A 25,447-nucleotide genomic window follows, 5' to 3' on the forward strand; every position below is an offset into this window, starting at 1 on the left:
CTCTTCTAAACTCCCGTCTTTACTGGCCTATAAAGGTAGTAGAGACTTACTCCAGGAGGCTTGCTGTTTTGCTTTCTCCCCGAAGCGGATGCGCATTTTAGGGAAATGAGCGCTCACGTCAACACTTATTTTAAAAAAAGTGTCATATTCGTTTTGAACGCTCAAAATACCAACTATTTCCAGTATTTCAGCTTATTCCTTAACCTGAACTTGCGCCACAGGTTAAGCGGCTTAGCTTTTATCTTACCTTTATAGTTACTATTAAAGTCATCGACAGCATCTAAAATACGTTCGCAATTACGTCCATCTCTATAAGCTTCATGATAATGGGCAAAGTCATTAACCTCTTTCATTAATGATGCCGGTTGCATTAATGCAGTTTCAATTGCGTTTTCTACTTCGCTTACTTCTGTGACATTAAGTAAATGTTGTCCAGGGTTAGTATTGCGATACGTAACAACAGGTTTGTTCATCATCATAAACTCTAAAATTATAGAGCTGCTGTCACACAACATGACATCTGATTGCTGAAAGTCTTCAAGACGCACATTATCGACAAAGGTAACGTTACTATTTTCATCTGCTATTGCACGATATCTATTTAATAGTGCTTGATCGTTGAGTTTAGGATGAAATGTTAAACGCCAATTCCATTTTTTTACTTTCACTAACCTACTTATTGTGTCGACAAGTACAGGAGCAGAGGTAATGCCTTTTGAAAATGTGGTGGCGTAGAGAATAGTGGGAACATCGTTTTCATTCTTATATGAAGAAAAGTAGTCATCCACTTTCGCCCAACCTGTTTGGTACACTTTAAAAAACTGATGCTTTGCCTCAAGCTGCTTAAAATACTCTGTGCTACTTGGCCCCTGAGTACAGTACATATCAAACCACCCGCGAATAGAGAAATGATCGTCTGTAGCGCTACTCTTCTCCCCTCGCTTGCCAATCGGATAACCGTGAAATACTGATACCTTTATTCCTGGCAAAAAGTGATAGATGATATTTCCACACGCAAATATGGCTAAGGGGTTATATTCAATAACATCATTAATAGTATGAAGGCGAATTTCATCAGGCTTCAATAGATCGGGACATTCTCCTTCCAAAAACCACGCTACTTCGTCACCTCTAGCCCTAATGGCCTCTTGTAGTGGTCTATAAATAGGATACGCATAGGAAAGAGCAGTGAAAAATACATAGCGCTTGGGCATTACAACGTCTCGATAAATTCTATTAGCAAACTACATTATCATTTTTCTCTTTGTGATTTACTACCCTCCTTTTCGCGTGTTGCAACTCATTATAGTTACCTGTTGCTAAGAGCATTACAGATAGGCTCTGTAACCACCCTACTAGTACCAAGTCATCTGTATTGCTGTTAGAGTTTGCGTAATTCACTTTCTGCGCAATTTATATGAGTGTGTAATGCATAAAACGATTGATAGTTTTAAAGGTGTTTCTCCTACGTTAGGAAAGAATGTCTATGTTGATGGCTCGGCAAGAATCGTCGGTGATGTAGTTTTAGAAGATGATGCGAGTATTTGGCCGCTGGTTGCAGCTCGTGGCGACGTGAACAAAATTCGTATTGGTGCCCGTTCTAATATTCAAGATGGCAGTGTTTTACACGTTACCCGTAAATCTGAGAAAAACCCCAACGGCTTCCCACTTATTATTGGTGAGGACGTTACCGTTGGGCATAAGTGTATGCTGCACGGCTGCCAGTTGGGTAATCGAATTCTCGTTGGCATGGGCGCTATTGTAATGGATGGTGTTGTTGTTGAAGACGATGTGTTTATTGGTGCAGGTACATTAGTACCGCCGAACAAAAGGTTAGAAAGCGGATTTCTTTACGTGGGAAACCCCATGCAAAAGAAAAGACCACTCAACGACGCTGAAATGGCATTCCTGAAACAGTCTGCCGTTAACTATGTTGTATTGAAAGATGAGTACCTTGAAGAAGCGAACTAGTGTCGCTTCTCACCTTGCTCAACGATAGCCCTGACACGTTTTACAATATCTGAAGTATCGGGGCGCTTTTGTGTCCATATGTAGAAAGCTTCAGCCGCTTGCTCAACCAGCATCCCTAACCCATCGATTTGTGTCTTAACACCAAGTTCGGCCGCATCTCTCATAAAGCGCGTGGGTGAGTTTTTATAAACCATGTCGTACACCACTTCACAGTTTTGTAAAACACCATCATTTAAACGGCACGGCAATTCATTGCTTAAACTGGCGGCAGTTGAATTAATAATAATATGAGGCGCAACATCTGCGATATCTTCAAGCGCAGCCACCTGCACTTTAGCGTTTGAAGCGGCACCTGCCACTTCCTCTGCTTTCGCTTTGGTTCTATTGGTGATGGTTAAAGAGGCGGCCCCTGCTTTTAATAACGGGGAGATTACGCCACGGGCTGCGCCGCCGGCACCAATAAGCAACACGCGCTTACCCTTAATTTCCACACCGCTGTTAAGCAAGTCGTTTACCAGCCCTACACCATCAGTGTTGAATCCCCATATTTCACCGCTGTCACCATTCATTAGCGTATTAACAGCTTGTGCATCTTTGGCTGCTTGGTCATCTACCTTTGCCAAGTTGAATGCATCAAGCTTAAAAGGCATGGTGACGTTACAACCTACCGCGCCTTCCTGAGCTAAAAACGCGTTGGCGGCATCTACAAAACCGTCTACTGGCGCAAGTATCTTTTCATAAGAAATCTTTTCTCCCACTTGTTCAGCAAACATTTGATGGATAGTTGGTGATAAACTCTGTGCAATAGGATTTCCGAATACAGCGAATTTTTTCATGGGAATACGAGACTTATTTAATATAAAGAAGAAAAGCGATAATCGTGCTTCGCAGAGTACACCATATGAACGTATAGGTGGAGAGGAGAAAGTACGGGAATTAGCAAATACGTTTTACGACATAATGGAAACCGATCCACTCGCCAATGAACTGCTAGCTATTCACCCCCAGCCATTAGACAGAATTCGCCACGTGTTCTTTCTATATTTAAGTTTATGGCTTGGTGGTCCTGATGATTATCAGCAGCAGTATGGCCACCCGCGTCTGCGTGCACGCCACCTACCTTATACCGTAACACCAGAGTTAAAAGCGCAGTGGATGTATTGCATGCGAAAAGCCATGTTTAAAACGGTTGAAGATATCGCCTTAGCTCAACAGTTGATAGACGCACTTGATCAACTCGCCAATCACATGGTGAATACAAAATAAAAAAGCGCGTTGAAAGGATTAACCTTTTAACGCGCAACTCCCCTGTTACTGTCTACGCTCTTTATGGCGCATAAAGTAGTGCAATTGTGAAAGCCTAATAGTTAATAAGGCGTGAAACTAAGAATTAGAATGTGTAACCCACCGATAAGGTATACACCCAAGGATCTATTTCAATATCACTTACCTTTCCAGCAGCATCACCCACTTTGAAGGTTGCTTCGGTATCTATATCAATGAATCGAACCGATGCATTGACATGCCATTTGGTATCAATTTGGTAATCCATTCCCACCTGTGCCGATAAGCCAAATGAATTATCAAGCGATAGGTCGCTTAAGCCAGCTGTTTCATTCGCACCTGTAAACTCTTCATCAAAGATAAAGGTATAGTTGATACCTGCACCAATGTACGGCTGAAACGCAGAGCTGGCATCATTAAAATAGTAGTTCGCAGTAAGCGTTGGAGGTAGGTGCGTTACCTCACCAAGCTGGTTGCCTGTACCTAACGGGTCAGCAACAGAAAAATTAACGTCGTGCTTAAAGGGTGTTGCGGCAAGCAGCTCGATATTAATGTTGTCAGTAATAAAGTACGCTACATTTAAACCTAGTTGAGTATCGTTATCGATATTAAGGGCCACGCCAAGATCAGTTCCACCCGCGACGATGTTAGAAGTCGATTCGTCAGGAGCAACTGTAGTAACACCTCCACGAACAATCCAGTCGCCCTGTTGATGAGCGCTAGCTAAAGGTGAAAGTGCAGCAAGTGTAAGGCAAAGTGCAGATAAAGTGTGTTTGCGCATGATGTGTCTCTTTTGTTTTTAACTAAGATGGCGTTACTTTACGCCTGTGGTTAAGAGAAACATTGATCCAGCGCAAGCTTGATAACTCACTGAAACACTGATGATATTCAACCTTGATGTAGATCAAAAAAACGCCGCATTAACGTTAATACGGCGTTTTTTAGTCATTAAAGATTCGTGCTGTTATAGGCAGTAAACTTTAGAATCTTAACGCTGCCTAGTTGAAAAATCATCACCAATCGGTGGGTTTTAACCAATCTGTAAGCTTAGCTTCGGCGCTCCCTGGGGTAGGTGTATAACAATACTCCCAGCGGGCAAGTGGCGGCATTGACATTAAAATGGACTCCGTACGACCGCCAGTTTGCAACCCAAATAAAGTGCCGCGATCAAATACTAGATTAAATTCAACGTAGCGGCCTCGCCGATAAAGTTGAAAATCACGCTCTCTTTCGCCAAAATCGGTTTGCTTACGACGCTCTACAATAGGAACGTAAGCATCGATAAAGCCATTGCCAACGGCCTGCATAAACGCAAATGACTGTTCAAAGCCCCATTCATTAAGGTCGTCAAAAAACAAGCCACCCACGCCGCGAGTTTCATGGCGATGCTTTAAATAAAAGTAGTCGTCGCACCACTTTTTGTACTTAGGGTAGACATCATCGCCAAATGGTTTGCACAACTTCTTCGCAGTGTCATGCCAATGCAAAACGTCATTTTTAAACGGATAAAAAGGCGTCAAGTCGAAGCCGCCGCCAAACCACCAAATAGGTGCTTCGCCCTCTTTTTCTGCAATAAAAAAGCGAACATTAGCATGAGATGTTGGGATATACGGGTTATGTGGATGAATAACGAGTGATACCCCCATGGCCTGAAAGTTTCTTCCTGCTAATTCAGGTCGATTAGCCGTTGCTGATGCAGGCATTTGACTGCCAAACACATGGGAAAAGTTAACGCCGCCTTGTTCAATCACCGCACCATTTTTTAATACTCGAGAACGGCCACCGCCACCTTCTTCACGCTGCCAGCTATCTTCAACAAACTGACCTTTTCCGTCGGCGAGCTCGAGGGTTTGGCAGATTGTGTCCTGCAGCCCTAGTAGATAGCTTTTTACTTGCTCTATTACTTCAGCGGCATTTTTACCGTCCAGTAATTCTGCTGATGTCATGCTCTTATTACCTCTGCTGTGTCACCATCGCGAATGATACTGGGTTTAGTTGCACCGCCTACTGCACCATCAACGTAGAAAACGGAATCAGCGAATACGGCTTTTGCCTCTTCAGTAGTGGTAGCCGGCGGTTGGCCGGTTAAGTTAGCGCTGGTAGAAACTAATGGTTTTCCTAGTTTATTACACAAGTCCACTACCACAGGGTGATTAGTAACGCGCACCGCTATTTTACTGTGCTTTCCCGTTAACCACGCAGGTGCCGACGCCGATTTGGGCAACAACCAGGTGTTAGGCCCTGGCCAACTTGAAAAAATATCGGTGCGTCTGTCAGGGCGAATGGCGTTGTCGTTAACATAAGGCAGTAGCTGGCTGTAATTCGCAGCGATTAAGATCACGCCTTTTTCCACAGGCCGCTGTTTTATCTCTAACAGCGCATTTACTGCGACTTCATTATCTGGGTCGCATCCAATGCCCATTACCGCTTCGGTTGGATAAACGATTAAACTTCCCGCTTGAAATGCGGCAACAACAGGGTCTACTTCAGTTGAATTAGCCTCAACGGGGGTAAACGTATCTACGTTCCCATTTTGGGTATCAGACATGGTTTTAATCTCTACGTATAGTTCTTCGTTTAGTTGTTCGTATAATTACTTTTTAAAGCCACAACTAGGCTGAGGACACTGTAGCTGCCCCTTTTTATCTATCAATACTCCCCAACCGCAGTCTGGGCAGCTTTCATTTACTGGCGTGAAATTTAGCACATATCGACATTGTGGATAATGGTTGCACGCAAAAAACTGTTTGCCGTATTTGTTAGTACGCGAGATCAGATGCCCTTTCTTACATTTTGGGCAATCCACTAAAGTATCTTCTTTTTCTTTAATGGGCTCTATGTGATGACATGATGGAAAATTAGTACAGCCGATAAACATGCCAAACCGACCCTTCTTTATGGCTAAGTCGGATGCGCACTCAGGGCAGGCTACACCTTCCAAGGTTTTAAGTATAGTGGTTTGCTTATCGTGAAGTGGCTTACTGAAACTACATTCAGGATAGCCTGTACACCCGATAAAAGGGCCCGATTTACTGTTCTTAATATGAAGAGGTTTACCGCACTCAGGGCAATCTCCGAAATTATCATCAAGAGCATGCTCGTGAGCAGAAAAAAGTGAATGGTCTATTTTAGACATGTATTGGACGTTAAGGCCTTAAACGCGCCGTAATTTCACAGCGCATTTTTAAGTAAAGATTTAAATGCCAGTGGCTACAACTGCATTAATGCAGAACACCATCTGGCTCTTCGAACAAAAGATCTTCCATTTGTGCGTAGGCTTTCTCTTTGCCAGGTACGTTGAATAGTACCATTAGCACAACCCACTTCAGGTCTTCCAAGCAAAATTCACTAGAATCAATTTCCATAACGCGATCTATCACCATTTCACGTGTAGACGCATCTAATACATTGACCTGTTCTAAGAACATCAGGAAGCCGCGACACTCTACATCTAGACGCATTTGTTCTTCGTGGGTGTAAATACGGCTTAAGCTAGTGCTAATACCTTTACAAAAATACGGTTTGATGTCCGTCTCTTGAAGTGCCGCTAACTTTTCTAACCATGCGAGGGCTTTATAAATCTCATCGTGATGAAATCCTGCGCGCACAAGCTCTTCCGTTAACTCGTCTTGGTCAACACGAATTTCCGTTTCACTGTGAATGAAGTTTTCAAACAGATACATGAGGATATCGAACATATTATTTTCCCCTCAATTTAACGTAACCGCCAGGGACAGCGGCTACCAAACCACGCAACTCATATTCTAATAATGACGCCATTGCTTGCGATACAGATAAGGCATTGCGCTGGGCTATGACATCAATAGCGGTGATGTCATAATCCACACTAGCTAATAATTTATCGGTTGCCAAGCTATTCGCTGTACTTTTTTCGTTTTGCTCGTCAACATTCAAGCCCAACTGTGCAGACTGAACCCCAACTTCATTTAGAATATCGTTTGTATTAGTTACTAACTTTGCGCCCTGTTGGATTAACCAGTGGCAACCTTCAGAGTACGCATGAAGGATATTGCCTGGCACAGCGAATACTTCTCGCCCCATATCTGCGGCCAAATTCGCAGTTATCAAGGTGCCACTCTTAATTTTTGCCTCTACTACTAGTGTTCCTAGCGATAACGCTGCGATAATTCGGTTTCGCCTGGGAAAATGCCAAGGCTTGGGGCCTTGTCCCGGAAAGAATTCTGTAACGGTAACTCCTCCATCGTTATTGATTGATTCATAAAGCTTACTGTTTTTGGCGGGATATACCTTTTCAGGCCCCGTTCCCATTACTGCAATAGTTCCCGTAGTGCCAGACAATGCACCCTGGTGTGCGGCGCTATCAATGCCCATTGCGAGGCCGCTCGTCACTACGATACCGTTATTGGATAACTCCAAAGCGATATCGCTTGCGATACGCTTGCCCTGGTGGCTGGCCCTTCTGGCTCCAACTATAGCAATTTGCTGTTTTTGAAATAGCGCTTTATCTCCGGTGGCAAACAATACTAATGGCGGGCTGTCTAGTTGCCTAAGTAATTCAGGGTAGTAAGATGATGACAGCGGCACGATATGTCTATTATCACTCGCTTGCAGCCAATTTGTGGCTGCATCAACGAGAGATGGCGATATGTTCTTAGTCAGTTGTTTGATATCGTCAGGCAGTGATAGCCCATTTCTGGCCAATTCGACAGAAGAAAGTTGATACTGTTCAAGAGCCTTTAACCAGAGTTTAGGCGATACAGACTGAGCGGAAGCCAGCGTAATCCATGCTAATGCTTCGCTGTCTAACTGAGAAGATTGTAGGGACATTATCGCTCCTAATGCGAGCGACAATGAACCATGCAGCGCTTAAGGCTTTGCGACAATGAAGCCGCGCTTTATCCCTTTGTTCGCTCGCGTTATTAATCCGTAACTTGCCGCATTGAATGTTTTAAACACAACCACTTCACCCACTTTGAGCGCTGGTTGCGATACCGTTTCGATAAACCACTCGCCACTAGTACTAGCGCCGGGCTCATCGACATAGCGCGGGCTTTCTTCTTCAATAATGGCAGGACCTTGAGAATAGAGCCCCAGCACGGTACCTGGCGCAACGTCTATACTTCCTAAATCAAGGATGACAACGTCGTACTTGCCAAGTAAATCATGATCGTGCAGATCTCCGACAACAGCACCTCTTTGTAAAGTCGCGGGCACAAGCTCAAAATCTTCAGGATGAGAGAAACCGCCAGCCATAAGTTTATCGCCGCGCTTTGCTTCTTGATTCGCATCATCGATGAAAAGCAACATCGTATTACTTGCTTCATCTTTTTCCACTAACGACGCCGTTGAGACATGTGTGACCTGAATGCCAAGAATTTCTCCATCAAGATTGGTAATAGTAGCGTGCTTTCTTACCACTCTATACTGATCGTCAGTACTGAACTGTTGCTGGCTTAGAACAAAGTCGTCAGAGGCAAATCTTACGTTTCCATCCTGATTACCCAACAATCTCGGTAGCGAGGCGTAACTCTCTTCGTTCAGCAACATATGTTGTCTTATGAAAGGCGAGACAGATGTCCACGGCAACACATCGACAGGTTTTGTCTTTACTCGCTTATCGGTAGAAGGAGTCAGCTTGTAGGAGGGCTTGTCGCGCTTTACGCTCAATACAGGCTGTCCATCGACATACCCAACAACAATGACATCGCCGGGATAAATAAGGTGTGGATTATCAATTTGTGTATTTGTGCGCCATAATTCTGGCCACAGCCAAGGCTCATTGAGAAAAACGTTAGCGATTGCCCATAGCGTGTCTCCACGCTTAACCGTGTAAGTATCTGGTGCGCTCTCTTTTAGTTGCAGCGCGAAGGCAGGCAAGGAAAGCAGTATACCTAAGATAAACAATGCTGCACGACGTGCGTAAATTAATCGCTTTTTCAAATTAACCACCTGCAAATTATTCACTGTCACTTGTTGTTGTTTTTTCAGACAATAGCACTATATCGGCATAACTAGGTATTCTAATAGGGTTCCGGTAAAAAACTGCACGAAACAACCCGATATACGTTAGAATAGTAACTTAATAAGCACTGTAAAGTGTGCTGGCAATTAGATCGTATATGAATTTATACAGCGAAAAGGTGAAGTAAGCGAGAAATGGCAATTTTAGACGTATTAAGTTTTCCTGATGAACGTCTTCGCACGGTAGCTAAGCCGGTTGAAGAAGTTAACGATGAAATTAAACAATTGGTATCGGACATGTTCGAAACCATGAAAGACGAGAACGGTATTGGCCTTGCTGCAACGCAAGTTAACCGCCACGTTCAAGTTGTTGTAATGGACGTATCGGAAGATCAAAACGAGCCACGCGTATTTATTAACCCTGAAATTATTCGCAAAGAAGGCTCAACAATTAGCGAAGAAGGCTGTTTGTCTGTACCAGGCAACTACGCCAAAGTTGAGCGCGCCGAAGCAATTACAGTAAAAGCGCTAGATCAAAACGGCGAAAGCTTTGAGTTGGATGCAGAAGGTTTGTTAGCGATTTGTATTCAGCACGAGCTGGATCATCTAAAAGGTAAATTGTTTATTGATTACCTTTCACCGCTTAAGCGCCAACGCATTCGTAAAAAGCTTGAAAAAGAAGCGCGTCTTGCGGCAAAAGCCTAAGGAATAACGTGACAACTCCATTGAAAGTGATTTTTGCCGGTACTCCGGATTTTGCAGCTAAACATCTATCAGCGTTGATAGAGAGTGAGCACGAGGTCATTGCTGTTTACACACAGCCTGATAGACCCGCCGGACGAGGTAAAAAGCTCACCGCCAGTCCGGTTAAAGTATTAGCAGAAGAAAACGCCATTCCCGTATACCAGCCACAATCGCTAAAGGCGAAAGAAGCCCAGGAAGAATTAGCGTCGCTTAATGCCGATTTAATGGTGGTGGTTGCTTATGGGCTGATACTGCCTACCGCAGTATTAAATGCACCTAAGCTAGGGTGCATTAACGTGCACGGTTCTATACTGCCCAAATGGCGAGGCGCCGCACCAATCCAGCGTTCAATCTGGGCGGGTGACGCAGAGACTGGCGTAACCATAATGCAAATGGACGAAGGTTTAGATACGGGTGACATGCTGCACATAGCAACATTACCTATTACATCTGAAGATACCAGCGCCACCTTATATGAAAAGCTTGCAGAGCTAGGACCACAAGCGTTGGTTGAGGTCGTTAGTGAATTTGATCGTTACACGCCCACCAAACAAGACGACACTCAAGCGACCTACGCGAAAAAGCTATCAAAAGAAGAAGCCCTTATTAATTGGGCAGACGATGCGAAGCAAATTGAACGAAATATCCGCGCCTTCAACCCTTGGCCTGTAGCGTGGATGCAGGTTGAAGAGCAGAATGTAAAGGTATGGTCTGCCAGCGTAGTTCCGTTAAATAAAAATGCTAAGCCCGGTACGGTAATCAGTGCCAATAAAGAAGGCATTACTATCGCTACAGGACGCGATGCGCTTTGCATTACATCACTTCAAATTTCTGGCAAAAAGGCGCTTCCAGCGTCAGACGTTATCAATGCTCGCCAAACGTGGTTTGAAGTGGGTCGTTGTCTGACACAAGCGGACTAAACGTGAAACCATTACCCCTTCCCAAACAAAAGAACCTGCGAGCAGATTGCGCGTGGGTCATCTACCAAATTTTAGAACAAGGCAAGTCATCTCGAGAATGCCTAGAACGCGTTCAGCGCAGACACAACGCTAGAGATAACGCATGGCTTCAAGAGATGTCGTTAGGGGTTATGCGTCGCCTGCCCCTTTTACAACACTGGCTACGCTCTCTGTTGGATAGACCTCTAAAAGGCAACAAGAAGGTCATAGAACATCTTATTCTTCTTGGTTTGTACCAGCTTAATTTTTCCCGCGTTAGCAACCACGCAGCCGTTGGCGAAACCGTCGCCGCAGCGTCTTATTTAAATGCCGCAGGGTTAAAAGGGTTAGTTAATGCGGTACTGCGTAACTTTCAGCGAGAGAACCTTGCGGACAAACGTGTAGACGATGCCATCATAAACAGCGGTTTACCGAAGTGGTTGTTCAAGGCAATAGAAGATGCTTATGGCGCCGATGCAGAGCAAGTACGTAGTGAAACTAACGCTATGGCGCCCATTTGGCTTCGTGTGAATAAGCTGCAAACATCCTTAGCAGCATTTACTCAAGCGTTAAATAAAGCAGGGGTTGAATATACCCTTAGCGAAAACCATGCTGATGCCGTAATTCTGACTAAGCGAGAAGACATTACTGCCCTGCCTGGTTTTGAAAAAGGTCACTTTGCGGTACAAGATGGGGCAGCGCAATTAGCTGCGCACTACCTACAGCCTCAAGCGAATGAACGCATTCTAGACTGTTGCGCCGCGCCGGGCGGAAAAACAGGACACATTGTTGAGTCTGCACCTGATACACAGTACGTATTAGCGCTTGATGCTGATGCTACACGCCTAAAACGGGTAGAAGAAAACATGACTCGCCTTAAGCACTCTGTCGATATTAAGCAGGGTGATGCTGCTAATCCTGATACCTGGTGGGACGGAAAGCCCTTCGACAGAATATTACTGGATGCCCCCTGCTCTGCTACCGGCGTGATTCGACGTCACCCAGATATTCGCTGGCTTCGAAAAGCCAACGACATTGATAATTTAGCAAAGCTTCAACGCAGTATATTAGACACGCTTTGGGGCGTATTAAAGCCCGGAGGCACGCTACTCTATGCAACCTGTTCTATTTTACCGAAAGAGAACATGGCGCAAATACAGCAGTTTTTAGCCGACACGCCAGATGCCACATTATCGCCCATACTAAAAACCGAAACCGTCGAAAAACCTGGACGTCAGATAACACCAGGGGAGCAACAAATGGATGGTTTCTATTATGCGAGGCTGGTAAAGTCAGCAGAATGAGTTCAATAGTTGTGCAACGTCACACAGTTAAGACTTGCACGAATATGAAGGCAAAATAATAACGATGAAGATCATCATTTTAGGGGCCGGCCAAGTAGGCGGAACACTTGCTGAAAACTTAGTGGGTGAGAATAACGAAATAACGGTTATTGACTCTGACCCCACTATATTGCGCGCACTTCAAGACCGCCTTGATTTACAAGTAGTAACGGGCGTGGGGTCACACCCTGACGTGTTGCGTAAGGCCGGTGCGGAAGATGCCGATATGCTGATTGCCGTAACCAATAGTGATGAAAGCAATATGTTGGCCTGTCAGGTGGCCTACAGCCTATTTAAAACACCCACTAAAATCGCTCGCGTGCGCTCTGAACAATACATCATTTACCAAGAGCAGCTATATAAGCAGCAAGACATTCCCGTTGACCACATTATCGCTCCTGAGCAGTTGGTAACTAAGGCCATCAAACGTCTTATCGACTACCCGGGCGCACTGCAAGTTGTAGAGTTTGCCGAAGGTAAAGCCAGTCTTGTGGCGGTTAAAGCCTATTATGGCGGTTTATTAGTAGGGCACGCGTTATCTGCGCTTAAAGACCACATGCCTAACGTTGAAACTCGGGTTGCTGCCATTTACCGACGCGGCCGCCCTATTCGACCATTAGGTACAACGGTTATTGAGGCCGATGATGAAGTATTCTTTATTGCCGCTACCAAGCACATTCGTGCAGTAATGAGTGAGCTTCAAAAACTCGAATCAAGCTACAAACGAATTATGATAGCCGGTGGTGGCTTGATTGGTGCAGGCCTAGCGAAAAAGTTAGAGCACAATCATAACGTTAAGCTTATTGAATACAGTCCAGAAAGGGCCAAATATTTATCTGCGAACTTAGATAAAACCATTGTATTCAGCGGCGACGCGTCTGATCCTGAATTGCTAAGTGAAGAAAACATTGAGCAAGTCGACGCTTTCATAGCCGTTACCAACGACGATGAAGCAAATATCATGTCAGCCATGCTGGCAAAGCGCATGGGTGCGCAGAAAGCCATGGTGCTTATTCAGCGAAGTGCTTATGTGGACTTGGTGCAAGGCGGTGAGATAGACATCGCATTTTCACCTCAACAAGCCACTATCTCGGCGCTACTGACTCACGTACGCCGCGGTGACATTGTAAACGTGTATTCGTTGCGAAGAGGTGCTGCCGAGGCTATTGAAGCGATAGCGCACGGCGATGAAAATACATCGAAAGTGGTTGGCAAACAGATTGGCGATATTAAATTACCTCCAGGCACAACAATAGGCGCAATTGTTCGTGACGAACAGGTGATTATTGCCCACAGCGATACCAAGATTGAAGCAAACGACCATGTCATTTTGTTCTTGGTTGATAAGAAGTACATCAACGATGTGGAAAAGCTGTTCCAGCCCAGCGCATTTTTCTTTGGTTAACAAAATGACTATGCGCTACCAAATCATAGAGTTATAATTTAATCTTTCAAACGCTAAATAGCAGCGCAAATTCGTGTGCTAAAAAATAGACAATATTTGGATTTTCGCCTACCAATTCGCCGCTTTTTGGTACATACTAAATCTATCTAATACGTTAAAGGAATGACGGACATGCCTAGATATCGCTCTTCACAACCTTCCTTACGAACACAAATAATCGATTCCCGAAATATACTTTTGGCTGCGTTTTGTGTTGTGTTCTCAACACATGCTTTCTCTCAATCCTCTGAAGAGGACGAACTTGCGAAACTGCAGGCTCAGCTGAACGCTGAAGTTATGTCTAAACCTTTCCTTGCGGAAAAGCCGGAAGAAGTCGATGCATATATAAAGAGCATGCTAGAAAAAGGGGAGAAGCCCCAAGAATATCAAGGAACTAACTGGCGCCCTGGTTATACTTGCCGCGATTTACTTCGCTACAATTGGCGCGAGTACCGCAACTGTCGATATTACTACCGTTATTACGGACGTTACTACTAATTTTAACAAGTACACTCTTTTTATAAGGAATTACCATGAACATATGGACTAACAATCTAAAAGCTGTTGTTCTCACTATTACCCTATTAGCCCTTAGTGGATGCGCCGCGGTGCATACCTCAATTGCGAAGAAGGATTTGGACGTACAAACCAAACTGAGCACGTCTGTTTTTGTTGATCCTGTACCACCAGAAAAACGCAAAATTTACCTAGAAGTGCGTTCTGCAGTGATGGAATTTGATAGAAACGCTTTTAGAACTGCGCTAAACAACCAAATATCGAGCAGTGGCAATGGCTATACCTTTGTAGACTCTCCTGATGACGCACAGTACACCATGAGCGTTTTCGTACGTAACCTTGAAAAAGCATCCCCTTCAGCCGCTGAAAACTACCTTTCATCAGGGTTTCAAGGCGTGACGATAGGTTCAGCGGCGGCTTACGCTGGAGGCGGCGGATATCGTGAAGCCGCAGCTGGCGGTATTATTGGCGGATTGGTATCTACTGCTGCAAATGCAATGGTTAAAGATGTAACCTATCTCTTAGTAGCAGATATCCAAATTAAAGAACGAGCCAAAAAAGGGGTAATCGTTCGTAAGGATTCGAAAATTAATACAAAGATTTCAGATGATGGAGCGTCAACACAAACTTCATCTGAAGTATCAAATCAGAAAGAATATCGCACGCGTGTAGTAACTACAGCAAATAAAGCTAACCTTGAATTAGAAGAAGCGCAGCCTTTGATGTTTGATAAAACAGCTTACGCAATGGCATCGTTTTTCTAACACTGTGTATACTAGTAGCCACGTTCCGTGGCTACTAAACTTCATAACTTTCAGATAATTCACACTCGCTCGCTATCACATTCACCGCGATTTAGCTTCGCCAAAAAGTGGGCGAGAACAGCACCAGTAATGAAAACACTTCAAGACGACCAAACACCATAGCGATAACAAGTATCCATTTGCCCGCATCTGTAACATCAGCATAGTTTGCAGCTACGCTTCCCAAGCCAGGGCCTAAGTTATTCAGCATGGCCGCAGTAGCGGTAAAGGCACTTAGGTTGTCTAACCCTGTAGCGATAAGGCCTATCATAATAATGACAAACACTACGGCGTAAGCCGAAAAGAAGCCCCATACGGCTTCTACCACTCTGTCGGGCATGGCACGGTCGCCAAACTTTACGCTGTATACCGCTTTCGGATGGATAAGCCTATCAACTTCACGTTTGCCCTGTAAAAATAATAAGCACACGCGCACTACTTTTAAGCCACCACCCGTGGAACTCGCGCACCCTCCAATAAAGCTTGAGAAAATAAGCATAATTGGAAGAAATGTAGGCCATACAGAAAAATCGGTGGTAGCAAACCCTGCTGTGGTGCTAATGGAAACAGCTTGAATCATTGCTTGATCCAGTGCCTGCTCTGCAGAGCTATAGTAGCCTGATAATGTAAGTACTAAGAAACAAATCCCGATGAGTGAGGCTTGAATGATAAAGAACGCCTTGAACTCGGGATCGTTAAAATAGCCTTTAACCGAACGAGAGCTCACCGCCGCATAGTGTAATGAGAAGTTTAACGCTGCAATAAGCAAAAACACGGTACACACCACGTTTACCATAGGACTATTAAAATAGCCTAAGCTGGCGTCGTGGTTTGAAAAGCCGCCAATAGCAACCGTTGAAAAAGAATGGCAAATAGCATCAAAAACATTCATTCCCGCAAGCCAGTATGCACCGGCACATGCAATGGTTATGGATAGGTAGATGTACCACAAATGCTTTGCCGTATCGGCAATACGCGGAGTCATTTTATTGTCTTTAACTGGGCCAGGCGTTTCTGCACGATAAAGCTGCATGCCCCCTACTCCAAGGATAGGTAAAATGGCAACCGCGAGTACGATGATACCCATGCCGCCCAACCACTGAAGCTGTTGACGATAAAACTGTACAGAATGAGGAAGAAAATCTATCCCCTCGATAACCGTAGCCCCAGTTGTAGTTAGGCCAGAAAATGACTCAAAGAAAGCGTCGGTCACCGTCATGCTTGGTTGCTCTAACAAGATAAGTGGAATTGCCCCCACGCTTGCTAGTACTGACCAAAACAGCGCAACAATCAGAAACCCTTCTCGTGCTCTTAAGTCATTTTTCTGCTGACGGTTGGGGTACCACAATGCCATACCGCCGATAACACAAAATATAAATGCAAGGATAAAAGGCAGGCCACTGCCATCTTGATAAATCAACGACACGATAGCAGGAGGGATCATGGTTACGCTAAAAAGCGCAATTAATAACCCAAGTATTCGTATGATGGCACGGTAGTGCATTGTTTGTTATGCCTTTATTTTTATAGTGCGCATAAGGACTACTGAGCCCTAGTTACAATGTGCTTTTTGATATGGTTTCAAAAAGCGAATCTATCTACGTGAAACAAGGTAGATGAAACCCTATACGTTACACATAGGGTTTTGATTATAGGACTATAATCAACAAGGGGAAACCTTTGTCTCCCCACTACATTAGGCTAATTACACATAAAGGCACCTGATCTTTTCACTAGGAAAAAACCAACCACTTTTATTTTTTAGTTTTCTATTTCATAGCAAGCACGGTTTTAACCATCTTAGTAATACTCGCATTGGCTTCACTAATGCTTTGCGCCAACATGTAAGCAGGCGTAGTTACCAGCTTTGCGTCATTATCAACAACCACCTCATCAACCGGGCACTCTACATGGGTTGCCCCTAAAGCATTTAATCCACCAGCCGTGGCTTCGTCATTGCCAATAGTCAGTTTAGTTTTGTTGCCATACACTTTTGCGGCTAGCGCAGGTGCAATACACGCATACGCTGCGGGCTTTTTAGCTTGTGCAAAGGCTTTGCACACTGTCAGCACCTCTTCGTTAAAGGTACAATTTTCACCGTCTACAGCAAACGTGCATAGGTTCTTCGCAGCGCCAAAGCCACCAGGTAAAATAAGTGTGTCAAAAGCAGTTACGTCGCACTCAGTCACGGGTTTTATATCACCTCGGGCAATACGGGCCGATTCTACTAACACATTTCGGGTTTCAACTTCTGATACCTCACCGGTTAAGTGATTGACTACATGCAGTTGGTTTACATCTGGAGCAAAACACTGGTAAGACGCACCTTCTTGCTCAATGGCTAAAAGTGTCAATACCGCTTCGTGTAACTCAGCCCCGTCAAACACACCACTACCACTTAAAATAACGGCTACTTGTTTCATGTTGTCCTCCTAGACGCTATGCCATCTACTTATTCAAAATTTGGCTATTAAACACACAACTGTTCAAAAAAAGTTCTTAATAATACGTGTATACATTGTTAATGGTTATGCTACATTACTTGACCAACTTGGTTAAACCAAAAATAAACGTACACCAAGTTATCCACATAAAATGGAATGGTAAGTAGCAGGTACGCTGTTTTCACACCTAAGTCTCATTCCCTTATTTTTCTTGATTTGAAAGGTGACCTTTAACTTGACAAAGATCATCCGGATCACTGTGCCCAAAATTTTAGATCACAAAGTTATCCACAGGCGAAATGCGATCCGCTATCGACCTTAATGTTCCTTCACGATATGGCGATCTGCCCTAGCCTGTGGCATCCTTGCGCTCATATTCTCTATTGGAAAATCGCCATCTATGCCTGATTCTAAAAAGCCTCCATTTATTCTTGTCGATGGATCGTCATATCTTTTTCGTGCCTTTCACGGTTTACCACCATTAACCAACTCAAAAGGCCAAGACACCGGTGCTATTTATGGTGTTGTGAACATGCTTAAAAGCTTGATCAAACAATACAACCCCACACATATGGCGGTGATTTTTGATGCTAAAGGCAAGACCTTTCGCGATGACATCTATAAAGAGTACAAAGCGAACCGTCCTCCGATGCCGGATGAGCTAAGAAGCCAAATCGAACCGTTGCACGCCATCATTAAGGCAATGGGTTTACCTGTTATTGTTGAATCGGGTGTAGAAGCTGATGACGTGATTGGCACGTTAGCCAAACACGCCACAGAAAAAGGTATTGATACCCTTATCAGCACCGGCGATAAAGACATGGCGCAGCTGGTAAATGAACATGTCACCTTAATCAACACCATGACAAACCAACTGATGGATGTCGAAGGTGTAAATACGAAGTTTGGTATTCCACCAGAGCTTGTGATCGACTTCCTTGCGCTTAAGGGCGATAAAGTCGATAACATTCCAGGTGTACCTGGTGTAGGTGATAAAAGTGCTCAAGCCTTGTTAAACGGTATTGGCGGTATCGACGACATATATAAGAACCTGGATAAAATTGCAGATCTGTCGTTTAGAGGCAGTAAGTCGATGGCGGCTAAAATGCAGGAATACGAAGAGCAAGCTCGGCTTTCTTATACCCTAGCTACTATCAGTATCGATCTTGACCTTGACTACGACGTTGAGACGTTAATGCCGTGTCAGGCCGATAACGAACAACTTCGCGATCTGTTTGCCGAATACGAGTTCAAACGCTGGCACGCGGAAGTAAGCGCGCTTGTAGCCGGCGGAGATACCTCTAGTGCCAACGCAAACGCCAACGAGGAAAAGAGCGATAGCGCAGAAGAGAGCGAACAAAGTGAATCGGTAGAGATAGATAAGTCGAAGTATGAGACCGTACTTGATGAGGCGCGTTTTAACACTTGGGTAGCGAAGCTAGAAAAAGCCGAACTAATCGCTTTTGATACCGAGACAACCAGCCTTAACTACATGGATGCGGAGTTAGTTGGTGTTTCATTTTGTATAGAGGAAGGTGAAGCAGCTTATGTGCCTGTTGCTCACGACTACCCCGATGCACCCGCTCAGCTATCACGAGAATTTGTATTAGACGCATTAAAGTCTATTTTAGAATCGGACACCGTGATCAAAGTAGGTCAACACATAAAATACGACAAAAATGTGTTAGCGAACTATGACATTACCTTAAACGGCATCGGCTTTGACACCATGCTTGAAAGCTATGTACTAAACAGTACTGCGCAGCGCCATGATATGGACTCACTTGCCCTAGCCTACCTTGGTCATAAAACTATTCACTTTGAGGAGATTGCAGGTAAAGGTGCAAAACAGTTAACGTTTAATCAAATAAGTCTTGAAGAAGCTGGCCCGTACGCTGCGGAAGATGCTGATATCACGCTTCGCTTACACAACGCCATTTGGACTAAGTTAAAAGATATTCCTGAGCTTAAAAACCTACTAATAGATGTTGAAGTCCCCCTAGCCTGTGTACTTTCTCGTATGGAACAGGAAGGTGTATTGATAGACAGCCAAAGGCTGCGTCAGCAAAGCCAGGATCTTGCCACCCGGATTGCCGAGCTTGAAAGTGAAGTACATGAGGAAGCTGGCGAGCCATTCAACTTAGGTTCTACTAAGCAGCTTCAACATGTCTTGTTCGAAAAAATGTCGCTACCGATCATCAAGAAAACGCCTAAAGGGGCGCCGTCTACTTCTGAGGACGTACTGCAAGAACTTGCGCTTGAGTACTTGTTGCCGAAGAAGATCATGGAATACCGTGGCCTAACCAAGCTAAAGAATACCTACACGGATAAACTTCCTAAGATGATCAATCATCGTACGGGTCGAGTGCATACTTCTTATCACCAAGCAGTAACGGCAACAGGACGACTCTCTTCCACCGATCCTAACTTACAGAACATCCCTATCCGAAATGAGGAAGGTCGCCGCGTACGTCAGGCATTTGTACCAAGAGAAGGAAATAAGTTCGTCGCAGCCGACTACTCACAAATTGAGCTGCGCATTATGGCGCACCTTTCTGGCGATAAAGGTCTGTTAGATGCCTTTGCGCATGGTAAAGATATTCATAAAGCAACCGCAGCGGAAGTTTTTGGTGTGCCACTTGATGAAGTAACCACTGAACAGCGTCGCAGTGCAAAAGCGATTAACTTTGGTCTTATCTACGGCATGAGTGCATTTGGATTGTCAAAGCAACTTAATATTCCGCGTAACGAAGCACAAAAATATATGGACCTTTACTTTGAACGCTACCCAGGCGTACTTGAGTACATGGATTCAACGCGTGAGAGCGCGAAAGAAAAAGGTTATGTTGAAACCGTATTTGGTCGCAGACTTTATTTGCCTGACATTAAAGCCAGCAATGGTGCACGTAGAAAAGGCGCAGAGCGCGCAGCGATAAATGCGCCGATGCAAGGCACGGCGGCAGACATTATTAAGATGGCGATGATTAAAGTTGACGATTGGATAAGAAAAAATGCGTCTGATGATGTGACCATGATGATGCAAGTACACGATGAATTGGTTTTTGAGATAAAAGAAGACAAAGTGGAAACCTATGTCTCTACTATTACTGCTCTTATGGAAAGCGCAGCTACGCTAAATGTTCCGCTGGTTGTTGAGGCAGGTGTGGGCGAAAACTGGGATGAAGCGCACTAGTTTGGTAATTAGATTACAGTTTTTACATTAAAAGGCGCGTTATATTCATTAAATTTGGTAATTTAATTACATAACACCCTTGCCTTTTCTGTGCTTTGTTGTAATATTACACATGTAGGGTACAGAGGTGAGAAAGCTGTTTTCAAACCTTTGCTTTAACCCCGACAGTTTTGTCGGGGTTTTTTTATATATGCAGAAAATAAATAAGCCATAAATATCATAAACTTAGAAAATAAAGCGAATTTTATTTTAATTTTTCTGAACTTCTCTATTTATCACGACTCTATATCTACGGTTTTTATGTGTTTTCTCTCAGTTTACGCCTCGCTCTATGCGGGGCGTTCTTTTTTCTAACACCCCATCATACCTATTCATTGGGCACGTCAGATCAGCAAAAACGGTAAGGGTAAATTGCGCTACTGTACTTCGCTATCAGACTCTTCTGTTTCGTCTTGTTTATCTAAGCCAAACCACGTATCCAAGATACGCTCTAACTCAGGCAAACCATGCTTATTTAATGACGAAAAGGTTTGTACCGTTACATCGCCCATAAATGCCATCGCCGCTTCACGGGCCATTAACAACTGCGCCTTGCGCTTACCGCTTTTCAATTTGTCGGCCTTGGTCAAAAGAGCCAGTACCGGTATATTCGACGCTACTGCCCAGTGAATAAGATCTTGGTCTAAATCTTTAAAAGGATGACGAATATCCATTAATACCACTAAGCCTTTAAGTGATTTACGCTTTTGCAGATACTCACCAAGTGACGCTTGCCACTTCTTTTTCATAGCGACAGGTACTTTTGCAAAACCATATCCAGGCAAATCAACCAAGCGTAAGTCTTCTTCTAATTCAAAGACATTAATCAATTGGGTGCGTCCGGGCGTTTTACTTGTTCTAGCTAAGTTTTTCTGGCGAGTTAACGTGTTAAGTGCACTCGATTTACCTGCATTTGAGCGACCAGCAAAGGCAACTTCAATTCCGGTATCATTTTTTAAATGACGAATGTCTGGTGCACTCGTAAAGAATTTTGCTTTGGTGTAATACGACATCTAGACTTACCTCCACATGCGTCTCAACCTTCGGTTTACAGTTTTTTAATGAATAAACCAACTAAAAACCATAGTTTTATCATGGAATAGGTTTTTCTGACGCGTTAAATGTGTAAAATACGCATGATATCACGTATATCACGCGAGCCGTTGGATCCATTTAAGAGATTTATTATGAAAAAACTGTGTTTGTTGGTATGTATGTCTTTAGGTTTAAGCGCAACTGCTATAGCAGAAGGCGACGCCGAGGCAGGTAAAGCGAAATCTGCAGTATGTGCAGCCTGTCATGGCCCTGATGGTAATAGCATGATTGACATGAACCCAAAGATTGCTGGCCAGCATGAGAAGTACATCGTTAAGCAATTAACCGAATTTAAACTTGCCTCTCAAACAGGTGGCGAGGAAGGTCGTAACAATGCTGTGATGAACGGCATGGCTGCCCCACTTTCTGAGCAAGACATGAAAGACTTAGCCGCGTATTTCTCAAGCCAAGAGCCGAAAGCGGGTGAAACACCAGAGCAATACGTTGAAGCTGGCCGTGCATTGTACCAAGGTGGAGACGAGTCTCGAGGCGTAACAGCATGTATTGCTTGTCACGGGCCTAAGGGTAACGGTATGGGCTTAGCAGGTTTCCCTGACATCAGCGGTCAACATGCAACTTACACTGCCGCTCAATTGAAAGCATTCCGTTCAGGGCAGCGTCACAATGATATGAACGGCATGATGCGTGATATTGCGATGAAATTAACCGACGAAGATATTGAGATTTTATCTAACTATATCGCGGGCTTACACTAAGCATTACCGTTTCTGCACGTTGTTGTTAAAAATTTGTTACCGGAAAAGTTGTATTTTGAAATTATTCGTGTAATCTAACGGCGTAGTTTGTAGGTGCCTTTGAAAAGCTACAAGCTAAATAACAAGAATAATAATAAAAATGCAGCATGGAAGACGGGATAAAGAGCCACGAGGGCCAAAAACAACAATACAGCTCTGCTAACAATAAAAATAAGGGGAGCACGGCTAGGGAAGCAAAATACACATAGAGGTGTATAACGGGAGAGGTGTCATCTGACACTCATACAATGTAAGGTGATGGTGAGAACCATCACCTTTTTCTTTTTTAGCCTCTTTATTATTGTTCACTTTCCTATGTTTTGTCCTTTATGCCAAAGTGTTAACGCATCATCTCATTATCATTCAGATAAAAAGCGCGATTACCTTCAATGTAATCATTGCAAACTGGTTTATATATCTCCTGAATTTTTGCCATCAAAAGAAGTAGAAAAACAAGAATATGATCTTCATGAAAACAGTTTCGAAGACAAGGGTTATCGAAAGTTTTTAAGAAAGGTTTTAACACCACTTACACCTTTTATAGAAAGTGCGAAAGACAGTGAGCTTGCCGGTTTGGATTTTGGCTGTGGTCCAGCGCCAGTTTTAGCCAGTATGCTAGAAGAAGAAGGCGTTAGGATGAATATTTACGATCCCTTCTATGCAAACAACTTATCGGTACTTGAGCAAACCTATGACGTAGTGACATGTACAGAGGCTATCGAACACTTTCACGTCCCTCATGAGGAGTGGGCGCTATTTAACAAACTCGTAGTTTCTGGTGGCGTTCTTGCCATCATGACCAAGCGCGTACTTGATAAAGCCAGGTTCGCAAATTGGCACTATAAAAACGATATCACCCACGTCAGTTTTTTCAGCGAAGCAACCTTTCATTACTTGGCACAAAGAGATGGCTATGAGGTCAGTTTCCCTGCCAACGATGTCGTTCTTATGAAAAAGCGCTAAAACAGATTTCCGTAAAACTTTATTTTTCGTCTATTGATTTTGCTCCGCATAACCAAAGATCAATACGTAGACACTAATTCGCGCTATAATAGCGTTGTTTTTTCACTCTCTTTGTTATTTGGAAATTATGGCACGTTCAAAGAAATCACGTAAAGTCGGCCTAATAGGCGTTCGTAAAGATCCTGACTTTAAACCAAGCGAAAACCGTAAATCAGACTCACCTCGCCCTAAAAAGCATAAAGGTAAGCCCGCCGGTAGTCGCCACAATGTTGAACAGAAAAAAGTCACGGGCAAAAAGAGTGCTGAAAATAAAGATCCGCGCCACGGCAGTAAAAAGCCTATTCAACTTGTGAAAGCAGTGACGCCTACACCAGCTCAAAAGAAGAAGTACGCGACACCAGCGCAAGAATTAGCTGCACTCGAGGCAGACCAACGCTTATCTGATTTACTCGATAAGCTTGACGATGACAAGCCGCTTACCCGTGAGCAACAAACTTATGTAGATGAAAAGATGGCTCGACATCGCATTCTTTGTGACCTGCTGGGAATAGTAGAAGAAGATGATGAAGACGACGATATGGATCCGTTTAATGATTTAGACGCTATCAATATCGACGACTTTAAGCATTAATAAAAACGGGAAAGAGTCATGCTTTGGGCAGTACTTTCAGGCATCGCGCTACTCATCATTGTTGGTCTTGGTTTTTACGCAGGCAAACTGCTGTTTATGTTAAAGCAGCAAAAGGAACGACAAGAAGCAGCGAGGCAATCACGCATTGCGACTATTACCGACAGTATTATAGTGATAGCAAAAGCTATGGAGCAGCAGCAATGTGATTTATCAGAAGGTGTTATTCGCATCGTCAACTTGTTGAATGCGCTTCCGCTGAACACGCCTCCTGATTTTAAAGCGCAGTACCCCCACGTTCATGCGCTTTTTACCGAGGTAAGTGGTTTCGCTATTCTAGAAGCAAGGCAACAGCTACCAAAAAGTGAGCGAAGAAAGCAAGATATAGCCCGTGAGCAAATTGAATCGGAATACGAATCTAAGGTATTGGACGAATTACCACCGCTGAAAGCGTATTGCCAGACACTCGTAGCCACTAAATAACGAGTAAGCGCAACGCTGATTTGAAAGATAAAAACTGACGCAATCAGTATCGAAAATGGCCGAGTACAGTATGTAGTCGGCCATTTTTTTAGCACAGTTATGACTGTGTCACTTTATCGCGAGTTCGCAGGTACGCTCGTAGCAATGACACCCTACTTCGTGGTCATTGACCATACCTACAGCTTGCATAAAAGCGTAGCAAATCGTTTCACCTACAAAATTAAATCCGTGCTTTTTAAGTGCTTTTGACATTGCTTTTGACACATCGTTTGATGTGGGTGCTTGCCTGAATTCATCCCACGCATTAATGACCGTACGTCCATCTGTAAATTGCCAAATGAACTCACTGAATGGCCGCGAGGCTTCGATATCTAAAAAACCTTTGGCATTTTTGATAATCGACTCTATTTTCAGTTTGTTTCTGATTATGCCACTATCCTGCATAAGCCTGTCGACATCAGTGGGGCCCATCTTCGAAATTTTTTCAGGGTCGAACTGGTAGAATGCCTGTTCAAAATTCTGCTGTTTTTTCAAAATCGTCAGCCAAGATAAGCCGGCTTGCTGACCGTCAAGGCACAATTTAGCAAACAATGCGCGACTATCTAGCTCGGGTACACCCCATTCGTTATCATGATAAGCCAAATAAATAGGGTCGCTGCTCACCCAACCACAGCGATGCAAAGGCGTATTTTTTTCTATTTTTGTTTGATTGGGCATGGCTTAAGATTAAATCCTTGTTGTGAAGTGGCATATTGGCCTTATTCGTGACGTTTTTTCACCTTTTACACCTACATACTATGCCTTACAAATTGTATACTATCCCACCTTTATTTTAAGTCAGATAACTAATAAGCAGCGGAT

Annotated in this window: 26 protein-coding genes; 13 read left to right on the forward strand and 13 right to left on the reverse strand. The window is 43.9% G+C overall.

The window, feature by feature from the left end; translation table 11 throughout:
- Positions 1-173: 173 nt before the first annotated feature.
- Positions 174-1,085, reverse strand: coding sequence for a UDP-N-acetylglucosamine 2-epimerase (locus V7R42_RS06410; RefSeq protein ID WP_334019776.1), 912 nt, complete (start codon positions 1,083-1,085; stop codon positions 174-176).
- Positions 1,086-1,428: 343 nt separating this feature from the next.
- On the opposite strand from V7R42_RS06410, the gene V7R42_RS06415 reads away from it, so the two are divergent.
- Positions 1,429-1,971 (forward strand): gamma carbonic anhydrase family protein, encoded by a 543-nt coding sequence (locus V7R42_RS06415; RefSeq protein ID WP_334019389.1) that lies wholly within the window; start codon positions 1,429-1,431, stop codon positions 1,969-1,971.
- Here the strand turns inward: V7R42_RS06415 and aroE are convergent.
- Positions 1,968-2,807, reverse strand: a complete 840-nt coding sequence (gene aroE, locus V7R42_RS06420) for a shikimate dehydrogenase (RefSeq protein ID WP_334019390.1) — start codon at positions 2,805-2,807, stop codon at positions 1,968-1,970. The genes V7R42_RS06415 and aroE overlap by 4 nt on opposite strands.
- Between aroE and V7R42_RS06425 the strand changes: the two genes are divergently transcribed.
- Entirely contained in the window at positions 2,806-3,237 is a 432-nt protein-coding gene (locus V7R42_RS06425) for a group II truncated hemoglobin (RefSeq protein WP_014947737.1), read from the forward strand. The two genes, aroE and V7R42_RS06425, sit on opposite strands and share 2 nt — an antisense overlap.
- 124 nt (positions 3,238-3,361) lie before the next feature.
- Here the strand turns inward: V7R42_RS06425 and V7R42_RS06430 are convergent, their stop codons facing one another.
- The 7 genes from V7R42_RS06430 to V7R42_RS06460 form a co-directional block, all read right to left on the reverse strand.
- Positions 3,362-4,036 (reverse strand): OmpW family outer membrane protein, encoded by a 675-nt coding sequence (locus tag V7R42_RS06430; RefSeq protein WP_334019391.1) that lies wholly within the window; start codon positions 4,034-4,036, stop codon positions 3,362-3,364.
- 232 nt (positions 4,037-4,268) lie between these two features.
- Complete coding sequence (gene hemF, locus V7R42_RS06435; RefSeq protein WP_334019393.1) at positions 4,269-5,201, reverse strand: oxygen-dependent coproporphyrinogen oxidase; 933 nt, start codon at positions 5,199-5,201, stop codon at positions 4,269-4,271.
- Entirely contained in the window at positions 5,198-5,803 is a 606-nt protein-coding gene (locus V7R42_RS06440) for a Sua5/YciO/YrdC/YwlC family protein (protein ID WP_334019394.1), read from the reverse strand. Before V7R42_RS06440 ends, hemF begins: the two co-directional genes overlap by 4 nt.
- A 45-nt stretch (positions 5,804-5,848) precedes the next feature.
- A complete protein-coding gene (locus tag V7R42_RS06445; protein ID WP_334019395.1) occupies positions 5,849-6,391 on the reverse strand; it encodes a DNA topoisomerase family protein in 543 nt (180 codons plus the stop codon).
- 85 nt (positions 6,392-6,476) lie between these two features.
- Entirely contained in the window at positions 6,477-6,953 is a 477-nt protein-coding gene (locus V7R42_RS06450; RefSeq protein WP_025257120.1) for a DUF494 family protein, read from the reverse strand.
- A gap of 1 nt (position 6,954) precedes the next feature.
- Entirely contained in the window at positions 6,955-8,064 is a 1,110-nt protein-coding gene (gene dprA / locus V7R42_RS06455) for a DNA-processing protein DprA (protein WP_334019396.1), read from the reverse strand.
- Positions 8,065-8,103: 39 nt separating this feature from the next.
- Positions 8,104-9,177, reverse strand: a complete 1,074-nt coding sequence (locus V7R42_RS06460) for a LysM peptidoglycan-binding domain-containing protein (protein WP_334019397.1) — start codon at positions 9,175-9,177, stop codon at positions 8,104-8,106.
- Positions 9,178-9,393: 216 nt separating this feature from the next.
- Here V7R42_RS06460 and def point away from each other — a divergent pair, with 216 nt between their 5' ends.
- The 6 genes from def to V7R42_RS06490 all read left to right on the forward strand — a co-directional run bounded on the left by def (position 9,394) and on the right by V7R42_RS06490 (position 14,947).
- Positions 9,394-9,903 (forward strand): peptide deformylase, encoded by a 510-nt coding sequence (gene def / locus V7R42_RS06465; RefSeq protein ID WP_159118805.1) that lies wholly within the window; start codon positions 9,394-9,396, stop codon positions 9,901-9,903.
- An 8-nt stretch (positions 9,904-9,911) separates the two neighbouring features.
- On the forward strand, positions 9,912-10,862 hold the full coding sequence (fmt, locus tag V7R42_RS06470) for a methionyl-tRNA formyltransferase (RefSeq protein ID WP_334019398.1): 951 nt from the start codon (positions 9,912-9,914) through the stop codon (positions 10,860-10,862).
- 2 nt (positions 10,863-10,864) lie between these two features.
- A complete protein-coding gene (gene rsmB / locus V7R42_RS06475; RefSeq protein ID WP_334019399.1) occupies positions 10,865-12,184 on the forward strand; it encodes a 16S rRNA (cytosine(967)-C(5))-methyltransferase RsmB in 1,320 nt (439 codons plus the stop codon).
- Positions 12,185-12,248: 64 nt separating this feature from the next.
- Positions 12,249-13,628 (forward strand): Trk system potassium transporter TrkA, encoded by a 1,380-nt coding sequence (gene trkA / locus V7R42_RS06480; protein WP_334019400.1) that lies wholly within the window; start codon positions 12,249-12,251, stop codon positions 13,626-13,628.
- 231 nt (positions 13,629-13,859) lie between these two features.
- Positions 13,860-14,165, forward strand: a complete 306-nt coding sequence (locus V7R42_RS06485) for a hypothetical protein (RefSeq protein ID WP_438823644.1) — start codon at positions 13,860-13,862, stop codon at positions 14,163-14,165.
- A gap of 35 nt (positions 14,166-14,200) precedes the next feature.
- Complete coding sequence (locus V7R42_RS06490) at positions 14,201-14,947, forward strand: complement resistance protein TraT (RefSeq protein ID WP_334019403.1); 747 nt, start codon at positions 14,201-14,203, stop codon at positions 14,945-14,947.
- A gap of 91 nt (positions 14,948-15,038) precedes the next feature.
- Here the strand turns inward: V7R42_RS06490 and V7R42_RS06495 are convergent, their stop codons facing one another.
- Positions 15,039-16,490, reverse strand: coding sequence for a TrkH family potassium uptake protein (locus tag V7R42_RS06495; protein WP_334019404.1), 1,452 nt, complete (start codon positions 16,488-16,490; stop codon positions 15,039-15,041).
- Between the two features lie 265 nt (positions 16,491-16,755).
- Positions 16,756-17,409: an isoprenoid biosynthesis glyoxalase ElbB gene (gene elbB, locus V7R42_RS06500; RefSeq protein ID WP_334019405.1), complete on the reverse strand. Its 654-nt coding sequence runs from the start codon at positions 17,407-17,409 to the stop codon at positions 16,756-16,758.
- A 421-nt stretch (positions 17,410-17,830) separates the two neighbouring features.
- Between elbB and polA the strand changes: the two genes are divergently transcribed.
- On the forward strand, positions 17,831-20,623 hold the full coding sequence (gene polA / locus V7R42_RS06505) for a DNA polymerase I (RefSeq protein WP_334019406.1): 2,793 nt from the start codon (positions 17,831-17,833) through the stop codon (positions 20,621-20,623).
- Positions 20,624-21,039: 416 nt separating this feature from the next.
- Here polA and yihA read toward each other — a convergent pair whose 3' ends face one another.
- A complete protein-coding gene (gene yihA, locus V7R42_RS06510) occupies positions 21,040-21,675 on the reverse strand; it encodes a ribosome biogenesis GTP-binding protein YihA/YsxC (RefSeq protein WP_014947722.1) in 636 nt (211 codons plus the stop codon).
- A gap of 174 nt (positions 21,676-21,849) precedes the next feature.
- Between yihA and V7R42_RS06515 the strand changes: the two genes are divergently transcribed.
- From V7R42_RS06515 to V7R42_RS06530, 4 genes are all read left to right on the forward strand, one after another.
- On the forward strand, positions 21,850-22,473 hold the full coding sequence (locus tag V7R42_RS06515; protein ID WP_334019407.1) for a c-type cytochrome: 624 nt from the start codon (positions 21,850-21,852) through the stop codon (positions 22,471-22,473).
- 300 nt (positions 22,474-22,773) lie between these two features.
- Positions 22,774-23,475, forward strand: a complete 702-nt coding sequence (locus V7R42_RS06520; protein WP_334019408.1) for a class I SAM-dependent methyltransferase — start codon at positions 22,774-22,776, stop codon at positions 23,473-23,475.
- Between the two features lie 127 nt (positions 23,476-23,602).
- Positions 23,603-24,106, forward strand: coding sequence for a Der GTPase-activating protein YihI (gene yihI, locus V7R42_RS06525; protein ID WP_334019409.1), 504 nt, complete (start codon positions 23,603-23,605; stop codon positions 24,104-24,106).
- Between the two features lie 18 nt (positions 24,107-24,124).
- Positions 24,125-24,586 (forward strand): DUF2489 domain-containing protein, encoded by a 462-nt coding sequence (locus V7R42_RS06530; protein WP_334019411.1) that lies wholly within the window; start codon positions 24,125-24,127, stop codon positions 24,584-24,586.
- A gap of 108 nt (positions 24,587-24,694) precedes the next feature.
- On the opposite strand, the gene V7R42_RS06535 is transcribed toward V7R42_RS06530, so the two are convergent.
- Positions 24,695-25,303, reverse strand: coding sequence for a DNA-3-methyladenine glycosylase I (locus V7R42_RS06535; protein WP_334019413.1), 609 nt, complete (start codon positions 25,301-25,303; stop codon positions 24,695-24,697).
- Between the last annotated feature and the right edge of the window lie 144 nt (positions 25,304-25,447).

The organism is Alteromonas sp. S015, from assembly GCF_036864485.1.
Lineage (GTDB): Bacteria > Pseudomonadota > Gammaproteobacteria > Enterobacterales > Alteromonadaceae > Alteromonas.